Source organism: Massilia horti (assembly GCF_004614195.1).
In the GTDB taxonomy this organism is placed as follows: domain Bacteria; phylum Pseudomonadota; class Gammaproteobacteria; order Burkholderiales; family Burkholderiaceae_D; genus Telluria; species Telluria horti.
Window position 1 is genome coordinate 55,983 of the sequence record NZ_SPUM01000047.1, and the last position, 19,688, is coordinate 75,670.

General features: G+C 62.3%; 14 protein-coding genes. 8 read left to right on the forward strand and 6 right to left on the reverse strand.

Going from position 1 to position 19,688, the window contains the following annotated elements:
* The 5 genes from benA (at position 1) to pcaD (ending at position 4,636) form a co-directional block, all read left to right on the forward strand.
* A complete protein-coding gene (gene benA, locus E4O92_RS08155) occupies positions 1 to 1,371 on the forward strand; it encodes a benzoate 1,2-dioxygenase large subunit (RefSeq protein WP_135189270.1) in 1,371 nt (456 codons plus the stop codon).
* On the forward strand, positions 1,368 to 1,859 hold the full coding sequence (benB, locus tag E4O92_RS08160; protein WP_135189271.1) for a benzoate 1,2-dioxygenase small subunit: 492 nt from the start codon (positions 1,368 to 1,370) through the stop codon (positions 1,857 to 1,859). Before benA ends, benB begins: the two co-directional genes overlap by 4 nt.
* A 13-nt stretch (positions 1,860 to 1,872) precedes the next feature.
* Positions 1,873 to 2,898, forward strand: a complete 1,026-nt coding sequence (benC, locus tag E4O92_RS08165) for a benzoate 1,2-dioxygenase electron transfer component BenC (protein WP_135189394.1) — start codon at positions 1,873 to 1,875, stop codon at positions 2,896 to 2,898.
* Positions 2,895 to 3,680 (forward strand): 1,6-dihydroxycyclohexa-2,4-diene-1-carboxylate dehydrogenase, encoded by a 786-nt coding sequence (locus E4O92_RS08170; protein WP_135189272.1) that lies wholly within the window; start codon positions 2,895 to 2,897, stop codon positions 3,678 to 3,680. Before benC ends, E4O92_RS08170 begins: the two co-directional genes overlap by 4 nt.
* 176 nt (positions 3,681 to 3,856) lie before the next feature.
* A complete protein-coding gene (pcaD, locus tag E4O92_RS08175) occupies positions 3,857 to 4,636 on the forward strand; it encodes a 3-oxoadipate enol-lactonase (RefSeq protein WP_135189273.1) in 780 nt (259 codons plus the stop codon).
* On the opposite strand, the gene E4O92_RS08180 is transcribed toward pcaD, so the two are convergent.
* Entirely contained in the window at positions 4,602 to 5,444 is an 843-nt protein-coding gene (locus E4O92_RS08180; RefSeq protein ID WP_135189274.1) for a ferritin-like domain-containing protein, read from the reverse strand. The genes pcaD and E4O92_RS08180 overlap by 35 nt on opposite strands.
* Before the next feature lie 158 nt (positions 5,445 to 5,602).
* On the opposite strand from E4O92_RS08180, the gene E4O92_RS08185 reads away from it, so the two are divergent.
* Positions 5,603 to 9,958, forward strand: a complete 4,356-nt coding sequence (locus E4O92_RS08185; protein WP_135189275.1) for a DEAD/DEAH box helicase — start codon at positions 5,603 to 5,605, stop codon at positions 9,956 to 9,958.
* 2 nt (positions 9,959 to 9,960) lie between these two features.
* On the opposite strand, the gene E4O92_RS08190 is transcribed toward E4O92_RS08185, so the two are convergent.
* Positions 9,961 to 10,848 carry a CPBP family intramembrane glutamic endopeptidase gene (locus tag E4O92_RS08190; protein ID WP_167759732.1) on the reverse strand — a complete coding sequence of 296 codons (888 nt, stop codon included), beginning with the start codon at positions 10,846 to 10,848 and terminating at the stop codon, positions 9,961 to 9,963.
* 297 nt (positions 10,849 to 11,145) lie between these two features.
* Here E4O92_RS08190 and E4O92_RS08195 point away from each other — a divergent pair, with 297 nt between their 5' ends.
* On the forward strand, positions 11,146 to 11,877 hold the full coding sequence (locus E4O92_RS08195) for a class I SAM-dependent methyltransferase (protein WP_135189277.1): 732 nt from the start codon (positions 11,146 to 11,148) through the stop codon (positions 11,875 to 11,877).
* Between the two features lie 291 nt (positions 11,878 to 12,168).
* Here the strand turns inward: E4O92_RS08195 and E4O92_RS08200 are convergent, their stop codons facing one another.
* The 4 genes from E4O92_RS08200 to E4O92_RS08215 all read right to left on the reverse strand — a co-directional run bounded on the left by E4O92_RS08200 (position 12,169) and on the right by E4O92_RS08215 (position 18,139).
* Entirely contained in the window at positions 12,169 to 13,974 is a 1,806-nt protein-coding gene (locus tag E4O92_RS08200; protein ID WP_135189278.1) for a SulP family inorganic anion transporter, read from the reverse strand.
* A gap of 7 nt (positions 13,975 to 13,981) precedes the next feature.
* Positions 13,982 to 15,304: an MFS transporter gene (locus E4O92_RS08205; RefSeq protein WP_135189279.1), complete on the reverse strand. Its 1,323-nt coding sequence runs from the start codon at positions 15,302 to 15,304 to the stop codon at positions 13,982 to 13,984.
* Between the two features lie 73 nt (positions 15,305 to 15,377).
* Positions 15,378 to 16,466, reverse strand: a complete 1,089-nt coding sequence (locus tag E4O92_RS08210; RefSeq protein WP_135189280.1) for a porin — start codon at positions 16,464 to 16,466, stop codon at positions 15,378 to 15,380.
* 104 nt (positions 16,467 to 16,570) lie between these two features.
* Positions 16,571 to 18,139, reverse strand: coding sequence for a sulfatase-like hydrolase/transferase (locus E4O92_RS08215; RefSeq protein WP_135189281.1), 1,569 nt, complete (start codon positions 18,137 to 18,139; stop codon positions 16,571 to 16,573).
* A 460-nt stretch (positions 18,140 to 18,599) separates the two neighbouring features.
* On the opposite strand from E4O92_RS08215, the gene E4O92_RS08220 reads away from it, so the two are divergent.
* On the forward strand, positions 18,600 to 19,550 hold the full coding sequence (locus E4O92_RS08220) for a LysR family transcriptional regulator (protein WP_135189282.1): 951 nt from the start codon (positions 18,600 to 18,602) through the stop codon (positions 19,548 to 19,550).
* The last annotated feature ends 138 nt before the right edge of the window (positions 19,551 to 19,688 follow it).

Here is a 19,688-nt window from a genome sequence, read left to right on the forward strand (position 1 = left end):
ATGATCCCGATCCGTCCGGTCAGCCCGACCCGCCCCGCGCGCCTTGACGACTACCTGGTCGAGGATGCGGCCAGTGGCCAATACCGCCTGCACCGCAGCGCATTCACCGACGAGGCGCTGTTCGAACTGGAGATGCAGCACATCTTCGAAGGTAACTGGATCTACCTGGCGCACGAAAGCCAGGTCGCGAACGTCAATGACTACTACACGACCCATATCGGACGCCAGCCCGTATTCATCGCCCGTAACCGCCAGGGGCAGCTGAACGCCTTCATCAACGCGTGCAGCCACCGCGGCGCCCAGCTGTGCCGCCACAAGCGCGGCAACAAGGCGACCTACACCTGCCCGTTCCATGGCTGGACCTTCAACAACAGCGGCAAACTGCTGAAGGTGAAGGACCCGGAAGGCGCCGGCTACCCGGAGTGCTTCAACAAGGAAGGCTCGCATGACCTCAAGCCGGTTCCGCGCTTTGCGAACTACAAAGGCTTCCTGTTCGGCAGCCTGAACCCGGACGTGGAACCGCTCGAATCCTTCCTCGGCGAGGCGGGCAAGATCATCGACATGATCGTGAACCAGTCGCCGGGCGGACTCGAAGTACTGCGCGGATCATCGACCTATACCTTTGAAGGCAACTGGAAGCTGCAGGCCGAGAACGGCGCGGACGGCTACCACGTCTCGGCGGTGCACTGGAACTATGCGGCCACGACCAACCGGCGCAAAGAGGAACAGGCGGCGCACGAGGACAACATCCGCGCCATGGATGCAGGTAACTGGGGACGCCAGGGCGGCGGCTTCTACGCCTTTGAAAACGGGCACATGGTGCTGTGGTCGAAGTGGGCCAATCCGGAAGACCGGCCCAACTTTCAGCAGCATGCCGAATACGAAGAGCGCCACGGCCGCGCCATGGCCGACTGGATGATCGAGCGTTCGCGCAACCTTTGCCTGTACCCGAACCTGTACCTGATGGACCAGTTCAGCACGCAGATCCGGGTACTGCGCCCGCTCGCGGTCGACAAGACCGAGGTGACCATCTACTGCATCGCCCCCAAGGACGAACCGCTTGAGGCGCGCGCCCAGCGCATCCGCCAGTACGAGGACTTCTTCAACGCGAGCGGCATGGCCACGCCAGACGACCTGGAAGAATTCCGCGCATGCCAGCAGGGCTATGCCGGCAGCGCCATGCAATGGAACGACATGTGCCGTGGCGCGAAACACTGGATCGAAGGCCCGGACGATGCGGCGAAAGAGCTTGGACTGGCGCCGGTAATGAGCGGCGTGCGTACCGAGGACGAAGGCCTGTACACGGTCCAGCACCGCTACTGGCTGGAAGTGATGCAAAAAGCGCTGGCGGCGCAAGGAGAACAGGAATGAGCACGATCAGCATGCAGGATATCCAGTCCTTCCTCTATCGTGAAGCGCGCCTGCTCGACGACGAACAGTGGGACGAATGGCTCGACTGCTACCACCCCGACGCCCGCTTCTGGATGCCGGCCTGGGACGACGACGACCAGCTGACCACCGACCCGCAGCGTGAGATTTCGCTCATCTTCTACCCGAACCGCCAGGGCCTGGAAGACCGCGTATTCCGCATCAAGACCGAGCGTTCGAGCGCCACCATGCCCGACACGCGCACCTGCCACAACATCGCCAACGTGGAGCTCGAACGGCAGGAAGGCGCGGTGTGCACGGTACGCTTCAATTGGCATACCTTGAGCCACCGGTACAAGACCAACTACGGCTACTTCGGCATGTCGCGCTACGTGATCGATTTTGCGGGTGGCCGCCCACAAATTCTGGACAAGTACGTCGTGCTCAAGAACGACTACATCAACCAGGTCATCGACGTCTACCACATCTGAATCGAGAGTCATGATGAGCCATACCATCGCCCTGCAGTTTGAAGATGGGGTTACCCGCTTCATCACCTGCAATCCCAATGAAAGACTGGCGGACGCGGCCTACCGGCAGAAGGTCAACATTCCGCTCGACTGCCGCGACGGCGCCTGCGGCACCTGCCGCGGGCTGTGCGAATCGGGGCAGTACGACATGCCGCCCGAAAGCTACATCGAAGACGCGCTCGACCCGCAGGACGCCGCCGCTGGGCACGTGCTGGCCTGCCAGATGCGCCCCACTTCGGACTGCGTCATCAAAATCCCGGCCACGTCGACCGCCTGCAAGACCGGCGTTACCAGCTTCGGCGGCAAGGTCGGACAGGTCGAACACCTGTCCGAGTCGACCATCCGCTTTTCGGTTGCGCTCGACAATCCGGAAGCGCTCGACTTTTTGCCCGGGCAGTACGTCAACGTCGGCATTCCCGGCACCGCGCTGCATCGCTCGTACTCGTTCGCATCAAGCCCGAGCGCGGCAGAAGCGCAGTTCGTGGTCCGTAACGTGCCGGACGGGTGCATGAGCCGCTACCTGGCCAAGCAGGCGCAGTCCGGGGATGCGATTTCCTTCTCCGGCCCGTACGGCAGCTTCTACCTGCGGCAGGTCGTGCGCCCGCTGCTGTTCCTGGCAGGCGGCACCGGTATCGCCCCGTTCCTGTCGATGCTGGACGTGCTGGCCACGCAGGGTTTCACACAGCCGGTGCGGCTGGTGTACGCCGTGACCAACGACCACGACCTGGTCGCGCTCGATCAGCTTGCCCGGATCGCCGCCGCGCACCCGCAGTTCGAATTCGTGACCTGCGTGGCTTCGGAAGCGAGCAGCCACCCGCGCAAGGGCTACGCCACCGCCCATGTAGAACCGGGCTGGATGAACGGCGGCGACATCGACCTCTACCTGTGCGGACCGGTGCCGATGGTGGATGCGGTGCGCGCCTGGCTGGCCAGTGTCGGTGTCACCCCGGCCAACTTCTACTTCGAAAAATTCTCGGCCAGCAGCGGAGCAGCAGCATGACCCATCCAGAACGCTTCAAGGACAAGGTAGTGGTGGTCACCGGCGCGGCGCAAGGTATCGGGCGCGGCGTGGCGCTGGCCGCGGCGCGCGAAGGCGCCCAGCTTGTGCTGGCCGACCGCTCGCCGCTCGTGGCGGAGGTGGCGCAGGAGGCCGCCGCGCTCAAGGCGCAAGTCGTGGTGTCGCAGGTCGATCTCGAAACCTACTCCGGCGCGCTTGCGCTGGTCGAGAAGGCGCTGGAGGATTACGGCCGCATCGACGTATTGATCAACAACGTAGGCGGCACGATCTGGGCAAAGCCCTACCAGGAATACGACGAGGAGCAGATCGAAGCGGAGATCCGCCGCTCGCTGTTCCCGACCCTGTGGTGCTGCCGCGCCGTGCTGCCGTCGATGATCGCGCGCCGCAGCGGAGCGATCGTCAACGTCTCGTCGGTTGCAACGCGCGGCATCTACCGCATTCCCTACTCCGCAGCCAAGGGCGGCGTGAACGCGCTCACCGCGAGCCTCGCGTTCGAGCATGCGCAGGACGGCATCCGCGTCAATGCGGTGGCCACCGGCGGCACGGAAGCGCCGCCGCGCAAGGTGCCGCGCAACCCGCAACCGCTGTCGGAACAGGAGCAGGTCTGGTATCAGGGCATCGTCGACCAGACCAGATCGACCAGCCTGATGCACCGCTACGGCAGCATCGACGAACAGGTGGCCGCCATCCTGTTCCTCGCATCCAGCGAGGCCTCATACATCACCGGGACGGTGCTGCCAGTTGCGGGCGGCGACTTGGGCTAGATACGCTTGCCGGGAGGCGTAGGGTGCGCACCTGTGCGCACGCGGTCATCGCATGCTGCCTTGCGGCTCCCGCACCACTACGCAACGTTCGCGAACCGCGTGCGCACGGGTGCGCACCCTACGGACGGCTGCACCGCCCACACACAGCGTTTTGAATCAAACCTTAAGGAGACACCATGCCATTTGCACAGATCAACGGCATCAGGCTGCACTACGTCACCGAAGGCGACAGCAGCAAACCCTGCATAGTATTTTCGAACTCCCTCGGCACCGACCTGCGCATGTGGGACAGCCAGGCCGCCGCGCTGGCAGAGGACTTCTTTGTAGTGCGCTACGACACACGCGGCCATGGCCAATCGCTGCCCGCTTCCGGATTGATTACCATTGCAGACCTGGGGCGCGATGTCGTCGCCCTGCTCGATCACCTTGGCATCGAAGGCGCCCATTTCTGCGGCATCTCGATGGGCGGGATCACTGGCCAATGGCTGGGAGTGTCAGCGCCGCACCGCGTCAAGCAGCTGGTGCTGGCCAATACCGCGGCCTGCATCGGCACGCCGGAAGGCTGGAGCAGCCGCGCCACCATGGTCCGCGCGGAAGGAATGAACCCGGTGGCGGAAGGCTCCGCAGGCCGCTGGTTTACCCCGGCATTCATCGAGCGCCAGCCTGAAATCGTGGACACCATGATCGCCCGGCTGCGCGACCAGAATGGCATCGGCTACGCTGCCTGCTGCGATGCGCTCGGCGCCTGCGACCTGCGCGACGCGGTCGCCTCAATCCCCAACCGCACGCTGGTCATCGCTGGTCAGTACGATCCCGTGACAACAGTCGCCGACGCGCAGTGGCTTGCAGGAGCAATACCGAACGCGCAAGTCGCCGTGCTTCCGGCGTCGCATCTTTCGAATATCGAAGCCGCGCCCGAATTCACGGCGCTGCTGCGGAACTTTCTGGCGGATTGAGCCCGGCGTCGGCGAAGCGGACCAACTCCGCTTCGGAAAAGCCCGCCAGCCGGCGCGCCTCGATGTTGAAAGGCCCCTTCAACACCGGCGCCTTGTACCGCAGCGCCAGTTCATCGTAGGTCGTGCGTGGTTCAAACCCACGCAATTCGCACAAGTAGCAGTACCAGCGATTGCCGATTTCGACATGTCCAATTTCGTCGCGCAGGATAATGTCGAGGATTTCGGCCGCCGCCAGGTCGCCTGCCTGCGCGAGTTTGGCGCGCAAAGGCGGAATAGCATCCAGGCCGCGGGCCTCCAGCGTGCGCGGCACCAGCGCCATGCGGGCCACGATATCCCCACGGGTTTTCTCGACCATCTCCCATAAGCTGTCGTGTGCCGGGAAATCGCCATACTGGTGCCCGAGCGTTTGCAAATGCGCGGCCAGCAGCGAGAAATGGAAAGCTTCTTCCGTTGCCACCCGAAGCCAGTCGCTGTAATACTGGTCCGGCATGCCGGGGAAACGCCAAAGCGCGTCGAGCGCGAGATTGACCGCATTGAATTCGATGTGCGCCAGCGCGTGGACCAGCATGGCGCGCCCTTCCACAGTCGCCATCGAACGCCGCCCCACGAGCCGCGGCGGCACCAGCAACGGGCGCTCCGGGCGGCCGGGAATCGCCTCCGAACCCGCCAAAATTGCCTCGCTGTCCACCCCGCATTCGCCTGCGAGATATGCTTTTGCCATCGCGGCCACGCCCTCGGTCTTGATGACCGGATCAGTCTCCAGCAAGCATTGCAGCGCCTGTGCGCGCAACTCGAGCGGTGGCGCCATGATAAAACCCTGTGCGAACAAAAGGAGGCAGTGTACCAAATTCAATAGCGGCGCAAGGATTGACACGTCAACAAGACCGGGCATACTTGACCTGGTAGCAGTATTCTGGATCCTGAACGCGCTCTTGCCTTCGGTCGCGTCAACCCCATCTGCCGATCATGAACAAACACGTGCGCATTGACGACATCTGGCAGAACTTCCATCCTGCAGTCGCGGCGTGGTTCAACGCGACGTTCCCGAACGCGACCGAGGCGCAGTTGCGCGCCTGGCCGCTGATCCAGGCTAACCGGCCGACGCTGGTGGCAGCGCCGACCGGATCGGGTAAGACCCTGACAGCCTTCCTTGCCGCGATCGACACTCTGGTGCGCGAGAGCGGCACCGGCGAGCTGCCCGACGAAACACAGGTGCTCTACGTATCGCCGCTGAAGGCGCTTTCGAATGACATCCGCCTCAATCTGGAGGCGCCGCTGGAGGGCATCGACCGCATACTTGCCGCGACGGGCCTGCCGGCGCACGGCATCCGTACCGCCGTGCGCACCGGCGACACTACCTCGGCGGAACGCAACGCGATGCGCAAGCGGGCGCCGCACATCCTCGTCACGACGCCCGAATCGCTGTACGTGCTGCTGGGGTCAACCAGCGGCCGCTCCATGCTCTCCACCGTACGCACGGTGATCGTGGACGAGATCCACGCCGTCGCGGGCAGCAAGCGCGGCAGCCACCTGGCGCTCAGCCTGGAGCGGCTGGACGCGCTGTGCGCACACAAGCCGGTGCGCGTAGGCCTGTCCGCGACCCAGAAGCCCTTGTCCGCCGTGGCCGACTTTCTCGTCGGTGCCGCAGGCGGCGATTGCGCGGTGGTTGATGTTGGCCACGTGCGCGCCCGCGACCTGGCGATTGAACTGCCGCCGGTGCCGCTCGAGGCCGTGATGGCCAACGAGGTATGGGACCGCGTCTACGACCGCATGGCGGAACTGGTAGCGCAGCACCGGACCACGCTCATCTTTGTCAACACGCGCCGCATGGCCGAGCGCGCCGCGCGCCACCTCGGCGATCGCCTTGGCACAGCGCACGTGGCGGCGCACCACGGCAGCCTGGCCAAGGAGTACCGCCTGGACGCCGAACAGCGCTTGAAGCGCGGCGAGCTGAGGGTGCTGATCGCGACCGCATCGCTGGAGCTGGGAATCGATATTGGCGATGTGGACCTGGTGTGCCAGGTCAGCTCGCCGCGCAATATCGCGGCACTCCTCCAGCGCGTTGGCCGCTCGGGCCACCACGTCGGCGGCATGCCCAAGGGCCGCCTGTTCCCCACATCGCGCGACGACCTGATCGAATGCGCGGCCCTGCTCGACTGCGTGCAGCGCGGCGAACTGGACGCGCTGCGCATTCCCAAGGCGCCGCTGGACGTGCTGGCACAGCAGATCGTGGCCGAAGTGGCCTGCCGCGAATGGGGCGAGACTGAACTATTCGACATGGTGCGCCGCGCGCAGCCTTACGCGCAGCTGGAGCGCAGCCACTACGATGCCGTGCTGCGCATGCTCGCCGAAGGCTACAGCACCCGCAACGGCGTGCGCGGCGCCTACCTGCACCGCGACGCCGCCACCCGTTCGGTGCGCGGCCGGCGCGGCGGCCAGCTCGCGGCCCTCACCTCCGGCGGCACGATACCGGACGCCGCCGACTACGCCGTGCTGCTGGAACCGCAGGGCCATACCATCGGCACTGTGAACGAAGACTTTGCCGTCGAAAGTCTGGCGGGCGACATCTTCCAACTTGGGAACCGGTCGTACCGCATCATCAGGGTTGAAACCGGCAGGGTGCGGGTGGAAGATGCGCAAGGCGCCGCACCCAACATACCGTTCTGGCTGGGCGAAGCGCCGGGCCGAAGCGACGAGCTTTCGGCTGGCGTGGCTCGGCTGCGCTCGCAGATCGAACACCAGCTGGCCGAAGCGGGTGCGGACGGCGGCGCGGCGCGGGACCGCGCTGTCGCATGGCTGGGCGAGCACCTGGGCATATCCGAGGCGGCCGCCCGCCAGATCGCCGAATACCTGGCGCGTTCGCGCGCCGCGCTCGGCACCCTGCCCACCCAGGACACCCTGGTAATGGAGCGCTTCTTTGACGAATCCGGCGGCATGCAGCTGGTGCTGCATTCGCCGTACGGCAGCCGCATCAATCGCGCCTGGGGGCTGGCCCTGCGCAAGCGCTTCTGCCGCAGCTTCAATTTCGAACTGCAGGCCGCGGCCCTTGAAGACGCGATCATCCTTTCGCTTTCGATCAGCCACAGTTTTCCGCTGGACGAAGTCTGGCGCTACCTGCGTTCGGCGAGCGCCGAGCAGATACTGGTTCAAGCCCTGCTCGACGCACCGCTGTTTAACGTCCGGTGGCGCTGGACCGCCACCACGGCGTTGGCCCTGCCACGGTTCGTGGGCGGGCACCGGGTCGCGCCCCAGCTGCAGCGCATGAAAAGCGACGACCTGCTGGCAGCCGTGTTCCCCGACCAGGCGGCGTGCCTGGAAAACATCGTAGGGGAACGCGAACTGCCCAGCCACCCGCTGGTGGACCAGACGCTCGACGACTGCCTGCACGAAGCCATGGACAGCGAAGGCTGGCTGGCCCTGTTGCGGCGCATGGAAGCGGGCGAGATCCGCCTGCTGTCGCGCGACCTGCCCGCGCCCTCCCCGCTGGCTGCGGAAATCCTCAACGCGCAGCCCTACGCGTTCCTTGACGACGCGCCGCTGGAAGAACGCCGCGCGCGCGCCGTCCAGACCCGGCGTTGGACCGATCCGGCATCAACCGATGATCTTGGCGCGTTGGACGCAAATGCGATTGCCAGCGTGGCGGAAGAAGCCTGGCCACACGCGCGCAACGCCGACGAAGTACAGGAAGCGCTCGTGGCGCTGGCTTTCGTCACGCACGACGAAGCTATTCAAGAGGATGGCTGGACGATCTGGCTGGAAGCACTTGCCGCGAGCGGACGCGCCACCCGCCTGCGGGACGGGCAAGGCGTCGACTTCTGGGTGCCGCTGGAACGCCTGGACTGCATGCAGGCCGCCTATCCGCAGGCGCTGGCCTCGCCCGAGCTCACCATACCGGAGAGCCACCGCGGTAACGGCGGCGAGGCGTGGACGCGCGACGCCGCACTGGTCGAGATCCTGCGTGCCCGCCTGTCCGGCTTCGGTCCACAGCCACTCGCGGCCATTTCCGCGAGCCTGGCATTGCCGGAGACTGCCGTCGCTATCGCCCTCGCACAGTTGGAGAATGAAGGCTACGTCATGCGCGGCCATTTCACGCCCGGCGTCACGGACGAGGAATGGTGCGAGCGCCATCTGCTGGCACGCATCCACCGCTACACGATCAAGCGGCTGCGGCGCGAAATCGAACCGGTGCAAGCGCGGGACTTCATGCGCTTCCTCTTCAATTGGCAGCACCTGGCGCCGGACACGCAACTGCAAGGGCAAGTCGCGCTGCCACACGTGCTGGAGCAGCTGGAAGGCTATGAAGCGGCCGCCGGAGCATGGGAAAGCGATCTACTCGCACTGCGGCTAGGCGATTACTCCGCCCTGTGGCTGGACGAGCTTTGCCGCGCCGGCAAGCTGGTATGGACGCGCATCGACGCGCCACGTTCGGCGTCCGGTGGTCCGGTGCGCAGCACGCCAATCGTGCTGCTGCCGCGTCGCCAGACCATGCTATGGAACGCGCTCCCAACCGATACCGGTCAGCCCGACATTTCGCCCCGGGCCGGCCGAGTGCTGGACCTACTCCGGCGTGAAGGCGCGATGTTCTTCGACGAACTGCAGCACGACGCACGCCTGCTGCCGGTGGAACTGGAAAACGCGCTCGGCGAGCTGGTATCCGTCGGCCTGGTGAACGCGGACAGCTTCGCGGGACTGCGCGCCATGCTTCTGCCTGCAAACAAGCGAACCAACAACGACAAGCGCCGCCGGCGCAGCGTCGCTCCATCGATGGATGAAGCGGGACGCTGGGCGCTGGTACGGCGCCCGGTAACCGCAAGCGGAGCGGCGACTCCAGGAAAGCCAACCCACAAGCCCCGCATCGACCCGGAAACGCTGGAATACGTCGCCATGACGCTGCTGCGCCGCTACGGAGTGATGTTCTGGCGCCTGCTGGAGCGGGAAGCCGCGTGGCTACCGCCGTGGCGCGATCTGCTTGCGGTGTATCACCGGCTGGAAGCGCGCGGCGACATCCGCGGGGGACGCTTCGTCGCTGGTTTCTCGGGCGAACAGTTTGCGCTTCCCGAAGCCATTCCACTGCTGCGCGAAGTGCGTCGGCGCGCGGATGACGGCTGCCTGGTTTGCATCTCCGGCGTCGATCCGCTGAATCTGTGCGGTACGCTGCTGCCCGGCGACAAAGTCCCTGCCCTTGCCGGCAACCGCATCCTGTTCCGGGATGGGCTGCCAGTCGCGACCGTCATTGCGGGCAAGATCGATTACCTGTCAGACCCCGGCCCCGACCGCGCACTATTCCACGCACACCTGGCCGGGCGGCCGCAAGGGCGGTAAAACTATGCCACCGAAAGAGAAACCCGACGCCAAATGGGGGCAACAAAATGGCCCCGTTTGTGGGCCAGCCAGAAGAAATAGCCGCCAACAATGACCAAGGCAACCAAGGTCAATACCGAAGCCTCGAGCCCGTAAGCACCACCTGTTATCCATTCCGGACCGGTCAATCTTCCATTCAATAAGCCGCTGCTCGCTTGGCCGGATACCGCGATCGAAAATATCGACCCCAGCGTGTAGTTCCAGGCAGCGTGGATGGCGATGCAAAGCCAGAGGCGACGCGTCAGCATGTATGCGGCAGCAAAAAAGGCGCCCGCGGCTACGGTATTGCCGATCGCCATAACGCCGGCATCCTTCCCTGGAATATGCGCGAGCCCGAAAAGCAGCGCGGAGATCAAGATCGCTGGCAAGCTTCCCAACGCCTCCTCGGTAATCCGGAAAATGATGCCTCGACCAATTACCTCCTCGATTACCCCGACAAAAACCATGACGGCCAAGGGCTGCACGAGCTTCATGGTCCAGTTATTTATTCCCGTTAATTCGTAATGGCCCAACGCATACAGGGCACCAATCTCAGCCTCGACCATCAAGGTACCAATCAACAGGCCCACAACGATTTCCGACAAGGCATTGAGGCGCGATAGTTCGGTCACCGGCCGCTTTTCGACGAGACGAACATATGCCCAATAACTCAACAAGACGACAATTGCGCTGATGATTTCAGGCCATATGATTCGCATTTCCTTGGCCGCGATAGCCTTCGCCAACTTAAACGTCAGGACTGCAGACGCCACAGCGAGAAACGTCGCGATTACGATTTTCGTCAGCGGAAAATGGAGCAGGCGTTTTCCCCAGCTCTGACGCTTTGGTGCCGTGATGCATACTGTTGACATATCCCCGTTCCCTTTTGGCTTAAAGAAATTGCGCCCAGGGTAACATGCCAAAAAGGCAACGGACATGAAATCTAAACAATATCTCAAGCACGCCGATCGGCCGACACACAGATGCCGACCAGAAATTTGTGTTTGATTTAATGCGGGACTTGGAATTGGTACGACCTTCGCAGAGTACGTATCTTGTGTCGACGCAGTGCACGGGCTGTGGTCCGCAGGCATGATCTGCGAAGCAAGTGTAGTTATCGTCCGACGTTGCCTGACCGATAGAGGGGCAACCCTGCCAGGAGAAGCAAGATGCACCTCAAGATTTTGCTCGCGAAGCACAGGCAACTCCCTCGAGAACTAGTGGAATGGCTTCTGGCTCCGATCATCTCAGCAGCGAGCACCTTTTGTATTTGGCGAAAAGAGAAGGCATGGCACTATTCGCCAACGCAGCTTTACAGGAGATTTTGGAACATAAGCTTTGACCTGGTTAATGGCGTTTCTACTCGGTCTATCACAGATCCTTTGGCGCGAACGAGCTGCGGACCGGGTTATGAGGCGTCTCCTGTTTTCTCGTTCAGGCGCTTGCTGGGGCACCTGAACATAGATTATGCCCAATACGCGTTCGTGGATTTCGGGTCTGGAAAAGGACGAGTGCTTTTGCTCGCAGGGGAGCGGCCGTTCAAGCAGGTCATCGGTGTCGAGTTCAGCGGAGAAATGAACGATCTCGCAAACCGGAACATTTCACTCTACAAACGACGCTCGGCGCAACGCGTCGTGAGCCTGCACTGCGATGCCGCCATATTCGACCTGCCAACTGAAGACCTTGTCCTGTATTTTTTTAATCCATTCGAGGCTTACGTGCTCGAGAGGGTTTTGATAAATATTTTGGCGTCGCTCGAACAACGACCGAGAAAGGCCATCATCATCTACCTGAACCTCAGGCACCCCGAGCTGTTTGACAAACTGCTCGGGTTTTGGAAACAAGAGAACTGGCACCCGTACCGGATCTATACATACGTACCTGACGAGCAATCCCGCTAGAGATACTCGGCCCACTCCTTGCCATAGTCCCTCGTACCGCAAGGCGATTTCTCCAATCCGGCCGTGACGCCAGCGTCACGCCTTGCGAACTGCAGCAACACGACGAGTGCAATGAGCATAGCGCACAATATGTTCCCAAATAACGCACAGCCAAGTACAACACCTGTATTCCAGGACAACCAGGGGAAAACCGCAATCAGCACAAAATTGGCACTACCTACAGCGCCGGCTAACACGAGGAGCAAGAGCCGGGAGTAAGGATTCATGAATCCGGATGACCGGAGGAATAAATCAAGAGTTCGCATGATGAGTCTCTCCAGACTGCAAACGGAGTTCGCTGCCGCTTCGGCCACATTCCTTGAAAAGCCGAATTTGGCAACCCGAACAAATGGCAGGATCAAGTCTTTCGTATATCGCACCGATCGCTGACGCCTTGCTGGGGAAGAGATTGTCCGGCCCAACGCGATCGATGAACCCCGTGCGCTTCCACATTTCCATCACCTGCCGCCGCGGGCGGTGAAAGTACAGGCCGCCGCCCTCGTCCCGGCGCTTTTTCATTTCGTCCTCCCACATATCGGCCGCCGCCATGTCGATTGAATTCATGCTCTTTACCATGGCGAGCAGATGCTTCTGCGACGGCGAATCGGTGCGAAACGCCTGCAACCTGCTCGCCACATGCGCAACCGCGCCGAAGTAAAGCGCCCCTTCCACACGCACCAGCTTGAGCTGCGGGCACTCTGGCTGCGACTGGGGCAATTCATCCAGCGGCGTAAAGGCGCGCGCGGCATCTTCAGCATCGGGGACCATCGGGCGGATGGGTGGACGTGATGCCCCATACAGATAGGTCACCAGCGATAACACCGTCCCCAGCAGCACGGCAATCTCCAACCGGATGAGGATCGTGGCAACCAGGGTCGCGAGGACGATGGCAAACTCAACCCGGCTGACGCGGAAAATGCGACGCATGCGCGAAAAGTCGAGCAAGCCCCACGCCACCAGCATCAGCATGCCGCCAATAGCGGCAAGCGGTATCTGCGCCAGCAACGGGGCGCTGGCTGCCACCAAAACAACCAACAACAAGGCGGAAGACACAGACGCAAGCGGCGTTTGCGCGCCAGCTTCGAAATTCGGCATGGAGCGATTGAGCGAGCCGCACGAGACATAGGCCGAGAAAAAACCGCCCACGATATTGGACAATCCTTGTCCAACGAATTCGCGGTTGGCGTCGATCTGCTGGCCCGATCGCATCGCCACCGCCTTGGCGATGGCAATCGACTGGCCCAGCGCAACGATGGTCAAGGCAGCCGCAATACCGGCCAGGTCGGGCAAGACCGCCCAGGACACATGCGGAATGCCGAACGCCGGTAACGCCGACGGTATCGTGCCAACAACGGCGACGCGGGCCACGCCGTGGCCGGCCGCATGATTGAGCCACCACGCCGTGCCATAGCCGGACAATACACCGAGCAGCATATGCGGCAAGGCCGGCGCAAACCGCCTTGCCGCCAGCGTGGCCAGAATCGTCACTATACCAACCAGCGCCGCATACCAGTTGATGGTCGCGGCCTGTGCAACCAGATGGTGTACGACGCCGAGCGCGCTCGTACCAGCAGGCACCTGCAGGCCGAACAGGTCCTTAAGTGCAAACAGTGCAATCAGCACTGCCGCGCCGCTGGTAAAGCCAAGCATGACCGATGGCGAAATGAAGTCGGCCACCGAACCGAGCTTGCACGCGCCGATTGCCAATTGCATTACGCCGACCAACACGGTAACTGCCAGCGCGAGCTGGATGAACTGTCCGCTGCCGCTCAAAGCCAGCGGCGACAGCATGGCAAACAGCGCAAGGGAATTGGCGTTGGTCGGTCCGGACATGACATGCCAGCTCGACCCGAACAGCGCTGCCACGATACACGGAACCACCGCCGAATAAATCCCGTATTGCGGCGGCAGCCCGGCCAGCGTGGCAAACGCCACGCCTTGCGGCAAAACCAGCACCGCGCCGAGCAGTCCGGCGATCAGGTCGCGGCGCAGGTTGCCGGGATTGACGCGCCCCCACCAGGCCGGGCGCCATCCATTGAAAATCGAGGCAGGCTGCATCGTTTGCTCAGGCTTGCTTGCGCATTACGGCATGGGCAACCGGGCTGCTCGCGCGCTGCGCCTTCAACAGGCGATTGCGGCTGGCGCCGGGGTGGATCATCAGCAGCGCAATACCGCCGCCAACGATCAATATCATGGCCGAGAGCAGATAGCTGTTGCCGTAGCCGATGCCGGGAGTGCTAGCGTTTTGCAGGATCCAGCCGGTTGCCATTGGCGCCAGCAAGCCAGCAATGGTCGCGAGCGAACTATTAATCGCCAAAATCGCGCCGCGTTGCGCGGACGGCGTGATTTCGCCGATGATCGCCGGGCCGATGCAAAAAGCGATATTGGGCAGCGCGCAGCCGATCGCCAGGAACACGATCTTCATGACCAGGCCGCCAGCGACCGTCATGGCCACCAGGATCGACAGGCCGCCAATGGCGATCAAGCCACTCATCACCCAGCCGCGGGAGATGCGCGAAGAAACGCCACGTTCGAGCAGATACTGCGACAGCCACGATCCGCCGATCTGCAACGGGATATTCGATGCCACGATCACCGCCACCAGCCAGCCGGTGTTGACCGTGCTGTAGCCAAGACCATGCTGCAAATACGGAGGCAGCCAGGTCAGCCCCACCGCCAGAATCCAGTAGGCGGCAAAGGAAGCGATGATGGTTCCGACAATGCTGCGATCCGTCAGCAGCGCCCAATACGGAACAGGTTCGCTCGCCACCTCGGCCGGTGCGCCCTGCTTGGTGTCAGCTGGGGCATCGCCATATTTGCCTTCCGCCCCAAAAACAAACCAGACGGCGACCCATGCCAGCCCCGCCAAACCCAGTGCGACAAACGCTGCGCGCCAGCCATATTGTGCGATGAGATAACCCATGATCGGTGCGGTCACCACCACACCGACCGGCGCCCCCTGCGAGATGAAGGCGGTCGGAAGATTGCGCCGGTCATTCGGAAACCACTTGTAGACCGCGTGAATCGCTACCGGGTATGCAGGTCCCTCGCCGATTCCGAGCAGCACCCGGCACACCACGAGCACACCCAGCGACGGCCACCAAATGATGGGGAACTGGGTCGCCGCCCACAGCAGGGCGAGAATCAGCAGGATCCATTTGGTCTTGAAACGATTGGCCAGGAATCCGAACGCGATGCCGGATACGGAATAGAGCAGGAAGAAGCTACTGGCGACCATGCCGAACTGGGCGGGGGTCAGGCCCATTTCCTTCATCATCGGAACGGCGACGAAACCCAGCACGGCTTTGTCGGCAAAATTAATCACCATGAAAACGAACAGCAGACCGACCACTAACCGTTCATGGAATTTTGATTGTGACTGCAACATCGATGTCTCCTAGGACGCCGGCGCCAGGCAGCTTGACAGCCTGTGCCGGTCAATCATTTTTTTCTGGTCGTGGTTAGAAACGATGACGGATGCCGATACGCGTCAATGCCTGGTGGCTTCCACTTGCGGCAGTGGGAATGCCATGAATGCTCGCCTGCGCCAAGCCGCCATTGCCGGACTGTGCCAACTGATAACCCACCAGCGCATAGATGTCGGTCCGCTTCGAGAATGCATAATCGATGGCGCCGTTGAGCTGCCATGCCTTGTTGTTGTCCACTACCGCGTTGCCCTTCATGAAATCAATACTGGCACCCACGGAGAGCTTTTCGGTGAGCGATTTTTTGGCGAGCAGTTCGAGAACATTCACATTGGCGCCGTTGGCTGTGTTCTTGGTCCCGGTGTACAGCGCGCTGACCAGCACGGTATCGAATTTGTATTTCGCACCGACGCCGATATTGCGCACGCTGCCCAACCCGCCCGCCAGATCCGGATACCTGACATCGGTGTAAGCCGCGGCGACGCCGAACCTGCCCACTTCGTAGTTTGCGCCCGCGCTGATCGATCGGTTCTTGCCGCTGTCGCCGGGCTGTTCGCCCACGCCGACCATGCCGCCGAAGGTCAATCCTCCGTAATTATTGCTGGTGAATTTAATCGAATTGGCGATGCGTTGCCCTGAAAGGCGATCGAAGTCGCCCGAGCCTCCCGGCGCTCCCGGAATCGCCAACTTGCCGAACGGGCCACGCCGCAAACTGTACAGCCCCCCAAAACGGCTGGCGGCATCGTACCCGTTCATTTGCAGCGTGTCGAACATGAAGTCGTACTGATTGCCCACCGTGAGCGTGCCGGCACTGCCCTTCAAGCCGACATAGGCCTGCCGTCCAAACAGGCTAGTGCCCACCAGCGCGCCGGTCGATTGCGAGAACTGGCTCTCCAGACGATAAATCGCTGACAAGCCGCCTCCCAGGTCCTCCGAGCCGGTGAGACCAAAGCGCGTCGGCTCCACGATGCCGGAGGTGGCCAGCACGTTGTGTCCGCCGGCCTGGTTATTGACATAAGTGACGCCACCATCGATAACGCCATACAAATTGACTGTCGATCCGGTTTGCGCCATGGCGCTCCCGGTCACCGCGAGACAAGCCAACGCGGTCCATGCCTTCTTCAAATGTATCTCCTGTAGTACTTCTTATTTCAACGCCCTGTTTAGGGCGCCGGCCCTGCTTCCGGGTCAGGGAACCGATGCGCTACTCAATCGGCATCGATTTCCAATCACCAGACACCGATCTTCATGTCGATGTTTTTCCAGCCTTCCGTGCCGCGCTCGACCGACGCGTTGTCGATGCCAGTGCGCCACTTCAGGTTCAATTGCCAGTCCGCCAAGCGGGCGTGCATTTCCGCGCGCACTTGCTCGTAGCGCGCGTCGGCGCCAAGGTCTTCCAGCTCCAGCGGGTCGGCCTGCAGATCGAACAGTTGCGGCCGCAGGCCCTTGTAGTGGACGTACTTCCAGCGCGCGGTACGCACCATCCAGGCATGGCATTCATCCGGGCTGCGGCCAAGCAGCCGACGCGCGTCGCGGAACGAGTAATCCAGTTCGCTAAAGACGCAGTCGCGCCAGTCGTCGACCGCCGCGCCATGCAGGAGCGGCGTGAGCGCGCGGCCTTCGATGATGTGTTCGGGTACCGGTACGCCAAGCGCATCGAGCATGGTGGGCAGCACGTCGATCGACTCGACGAATCGCTTTTCGGCGGTGCCGCGCGTGGCGTCGGCCTCGGCGCGCGGGTCATAGATGATCAGCGGCACACGCACCGCCTGTTCGTAGAACAATTCCTTCTCGCCCAGGCCGTGGTCGCCCAGGAAATCGCCGTGATCGGAACAGAACACGATCATCGTGTCCTTCAGCCGATCCATCCGTTCGAGCTCGGCCATCAGGCGGCCGATCTGGTCGTCCAGCTCCTTGACCAGTCCCATGTAGGTCGGCCTGACGTGCCGCACCACCTCTTCCTTGCTGTGGCTGAGGCAATCCTCATGCGCACGGCGGTAGGCATCGAGCACCGGATGCGGTTCGTGCTCAGGCTTCGCGGTTCCGACGATCGGTCCGGTATCGGCGTCGCGATAGAGCGCGTGATACGGGTCCGGCGCCATCATCGGCCAGTGCGGCTTGATGTACGAAAGATGCAGGATCCATGGCTGCTCGCCCTTTTCGCCGATGTAGTTGATCGCGCAATCGGTCATGTAGGCGGTTTCGGAATGCTCCTTCGCCACGCGGGCGGGCAGGTGCGCGTTGCGCAGCAGCCACCCGCTGGCAAAATTCCCTGCCTCGTCCAGCGCGCCGACCACATACTGGTTCCACGGATCGTCGCCAACGTAACCATTGGCCCGCAGGTAGTCGGCATAGCCGCTTTCCGGACCGGGAACCGCATGGCCGTCGTAACGGTCCAACTCGACAAATCCGCCGCGCCGGAAATGCGCCCCCTGCCCTGTCGCGGGATCGAGGCCCACGCGCTCGATGCCACGGTAATCCGGGATCACATGGGTCTTGCCTGCCAGCGCCACCTCGCGCTCGCGTGCTGCCATGAAATCGCCGAAGGTTTGCTGTACTATTGAAAGCGGGACGTAATTCCAGCTCGCACCGTGACTGGTGACGTAGCGGCCCGTGTAATACGACATGCGCGAGGGAACGCACACCGCCGATTGCACATAGGCCGCATCGAAGCGCACTCCACGTGCCGCCAGGCGATCGATGTTGGGCGTCTGCAGGACCGGGTGGCCGTAGCACGACAAATAGTCCCAACGCAGCTGGTCGCTCATGATGAACAGGACGTTCTTTACGGTTTGCATCGACGTCACCCGATGCGTGTGAAGGTAGCGATCGCGAGCATCTGGCCGCTCGACCAAGGCCCCTCGCCATGCCCGGCGATGCCATCGCGGCGAATACTCTTTTCCTGCATGTTGTCTCCTGTCGTGAGTTGCGATAACGACACCCGATGCGGCGATCTCTGCCAGTTCCCGCATCCTTTAAACGTGTCCTGTTGAAAAGATTCTCCGTGAGTGACTTGCCTGACTCCAATGAATAATTCCGGTCGCTCAATAACCGTTCAGGAATGTCTGCGGGGAGAAGCGCGGGCCTGCGAACGCAAGGGCCCAGGCGGTGGTACGCTTTGGCGGGAAAGCGTCGAATGACGCTCAATCGATAACCGTTTGGTTATCCGGACGTGTTGAAATACCATCGCCGAATCGCACCGACGTTGGCATTTGTGCAGGCACAATTTGGGTTCAACAATGGAACGACGAGTGGGAGATGGCAAAGCTCGATTGGTATATCAAGGCGAACCTCAAGCCGAGGCATATGCAACTGCTCGTGGCGCTGGATAACTTCCGCCACTTCGGACAGGCGGCGCAATACCTCAACGTATCGCAGCCGGCCATAAGCAAATCGCTGGCTGAAATCGAAACAGGCCTGGGCTTTTCGCTGTTCGAACGCTCGCCCCGCGGCCTGCGCCTGACCCCGCATGGCGAGTGCCTGGTCCGCTATTCGCGCACCATCCTGGCCGAGTTGGCGCACGCGCGCGACGAGCTGCACGCGATTTCAAATGGAGTGGTCAACCGCGTCGCCGTCGGCATGCTGCCGGGGATTTCACTGACGCTCATGCCCAAGGTGATTTCCAAGCTGAAGGAGACCTCGCCAGAAACAGCGGTCATTACACGTGAGGCGCAAATGGACGCGCTGCGTGCTTTGCTGCGCACCGGGGAAATCGACCTGATCGTCGGCCTGATGCCCGACCGTTCGCAAGCGCACGATGTCGACAGCCAGACGCTCTACAAGGATCCAATGATCCTTGCGGTGGGCCAGCAACACGCGCCCGAGAATATCGATACGATCGGCTGGAAAGCGCTGGAGGATTATTTATGGATCATGCCGCCCATCGGATCACTGGTGCGCGAACCGATCGAGCTGATACTGGAACAGAATGAGATTCCTTTTCCCGCCAATCATGTCGAATCGATTTCGGTCATTCTCAACGTCGGCGTACTGCAATCGACCCGCGCAGTGGGGTTTCTGCCGACCGAAGTCGTCAAACAGTTCCGGTCGTACGGGCAGTTGATCGGTTTGCCGTTGTCGTTGCCCACCCTCGCCTACGAGGTGGGCGCCATGTGGAGCAAGGAACGGGCGCTCTCCCCAGGGGCGGAGCGCATGCTGCGCATTCTCGAGGAAACGGTAGTCGGCCTGCCGGGTGCCGCCGCGACCTGAGTGGCGTAGGGTGCGCACCTGTGCGCACGCGGTACGGTTGAATATTGTTGGCTCCGGCACCTACACGCACCACGTCCACACGCAAACGCAAACTGTTTGCAACCGTACAGCGTGCACAGGTGCGCACCCTACGCCTCT

Bases quoted from the DNA above. Each gene is read 5' to 3' on its own strand.
- benA (WP_135189270.1), top strand. From the start codon at position 1: ATGATCCCGATCCGTCCGGTCAGCCCGACCCGCCCCGCGCGCCTTGAC.
- benB (WP_135189271.1), top strand. From the start codon at position 1,368: ATGAGCACGATCAGCATGCAGGATATCCAGTCCTTCCTCTATCGTGAA.
- benC (WP_135189394.1), top strand. From the start codon at position 1,873: ATGAGCCATACCATCGCCCTGCAGTTTGAAGATGGGGTTACCCGCTTC.
- E4O92_RS08170 (WP_135189272.1), top strand. From the start codon at position 2,895: ATGACCCATCCAGAACGCTTCAAGGACAAGGTAGTGGTGGTCACCGGC.
- pcaD (WP_135189273.1), top strand. From the start codon at position 3,857: ATGCCATTTGCACAGATCAACGGCATCAGGCTGCACTACGTCACCGAA.
- E4O92_RS08180 (WP_135189274.1), bottom strand. From the start codon at position 5,444: ATGGCGCCACCGCTCGAGTTGCGCGCACAGGCGCTGCAATGCTTGCTG.
- E4O92_RS08185 (WP_135189275.1), top strand. From the start codon at position 5,603: ATGAACAAACACGTGCGCATTGACGACATCTGGCAGAACTTCCATCCT.
- E4O92_RS08190 (WP_167759732.1), bottom strand. From the start codon at position 10,848: ATGTCAACAGTATGCATCACGGCACCAAAGCGTCAGAGCTGGGGAAAA.
- E4O92_RS08195 (WP_135189277.1), top strand. From the start codon at position 11,146: ATGCACCTCAAGATTTTGCTCGCGAAGCACAGGCAACTCCCTCGAGAA.
- E4O92_RS08200 (WP_135189278.1), bottom strand. From the start codon at position 13,974: ATGCAGCCTGCCTCGATTTTCAATGGATGGCGCCCGGCCTGGTGGGGG.
- E4O92_RS08205 (WP_135189279.1), bottom strand. From the start codon at position 15,304: ATGTTGCAGTCACAATCAAAATTCCATGAACGGTTAGTGGTCGGTCTG.
- E4O92_RS08215 (WP_135189281.1), bottom strand. From the start codon at position 18,139: ATGCAAACCGTAAAGAACGTCCTGTTCATCATGAGCGACCAGCTGCGT.
- E4O92_RS08220 (WP_135189282.1), top strand. From the start codon at position 18,600: ATGGCAAAGCTCGATTGGTATATCAAGGCGAACCTCAAGCCGAGGCAT.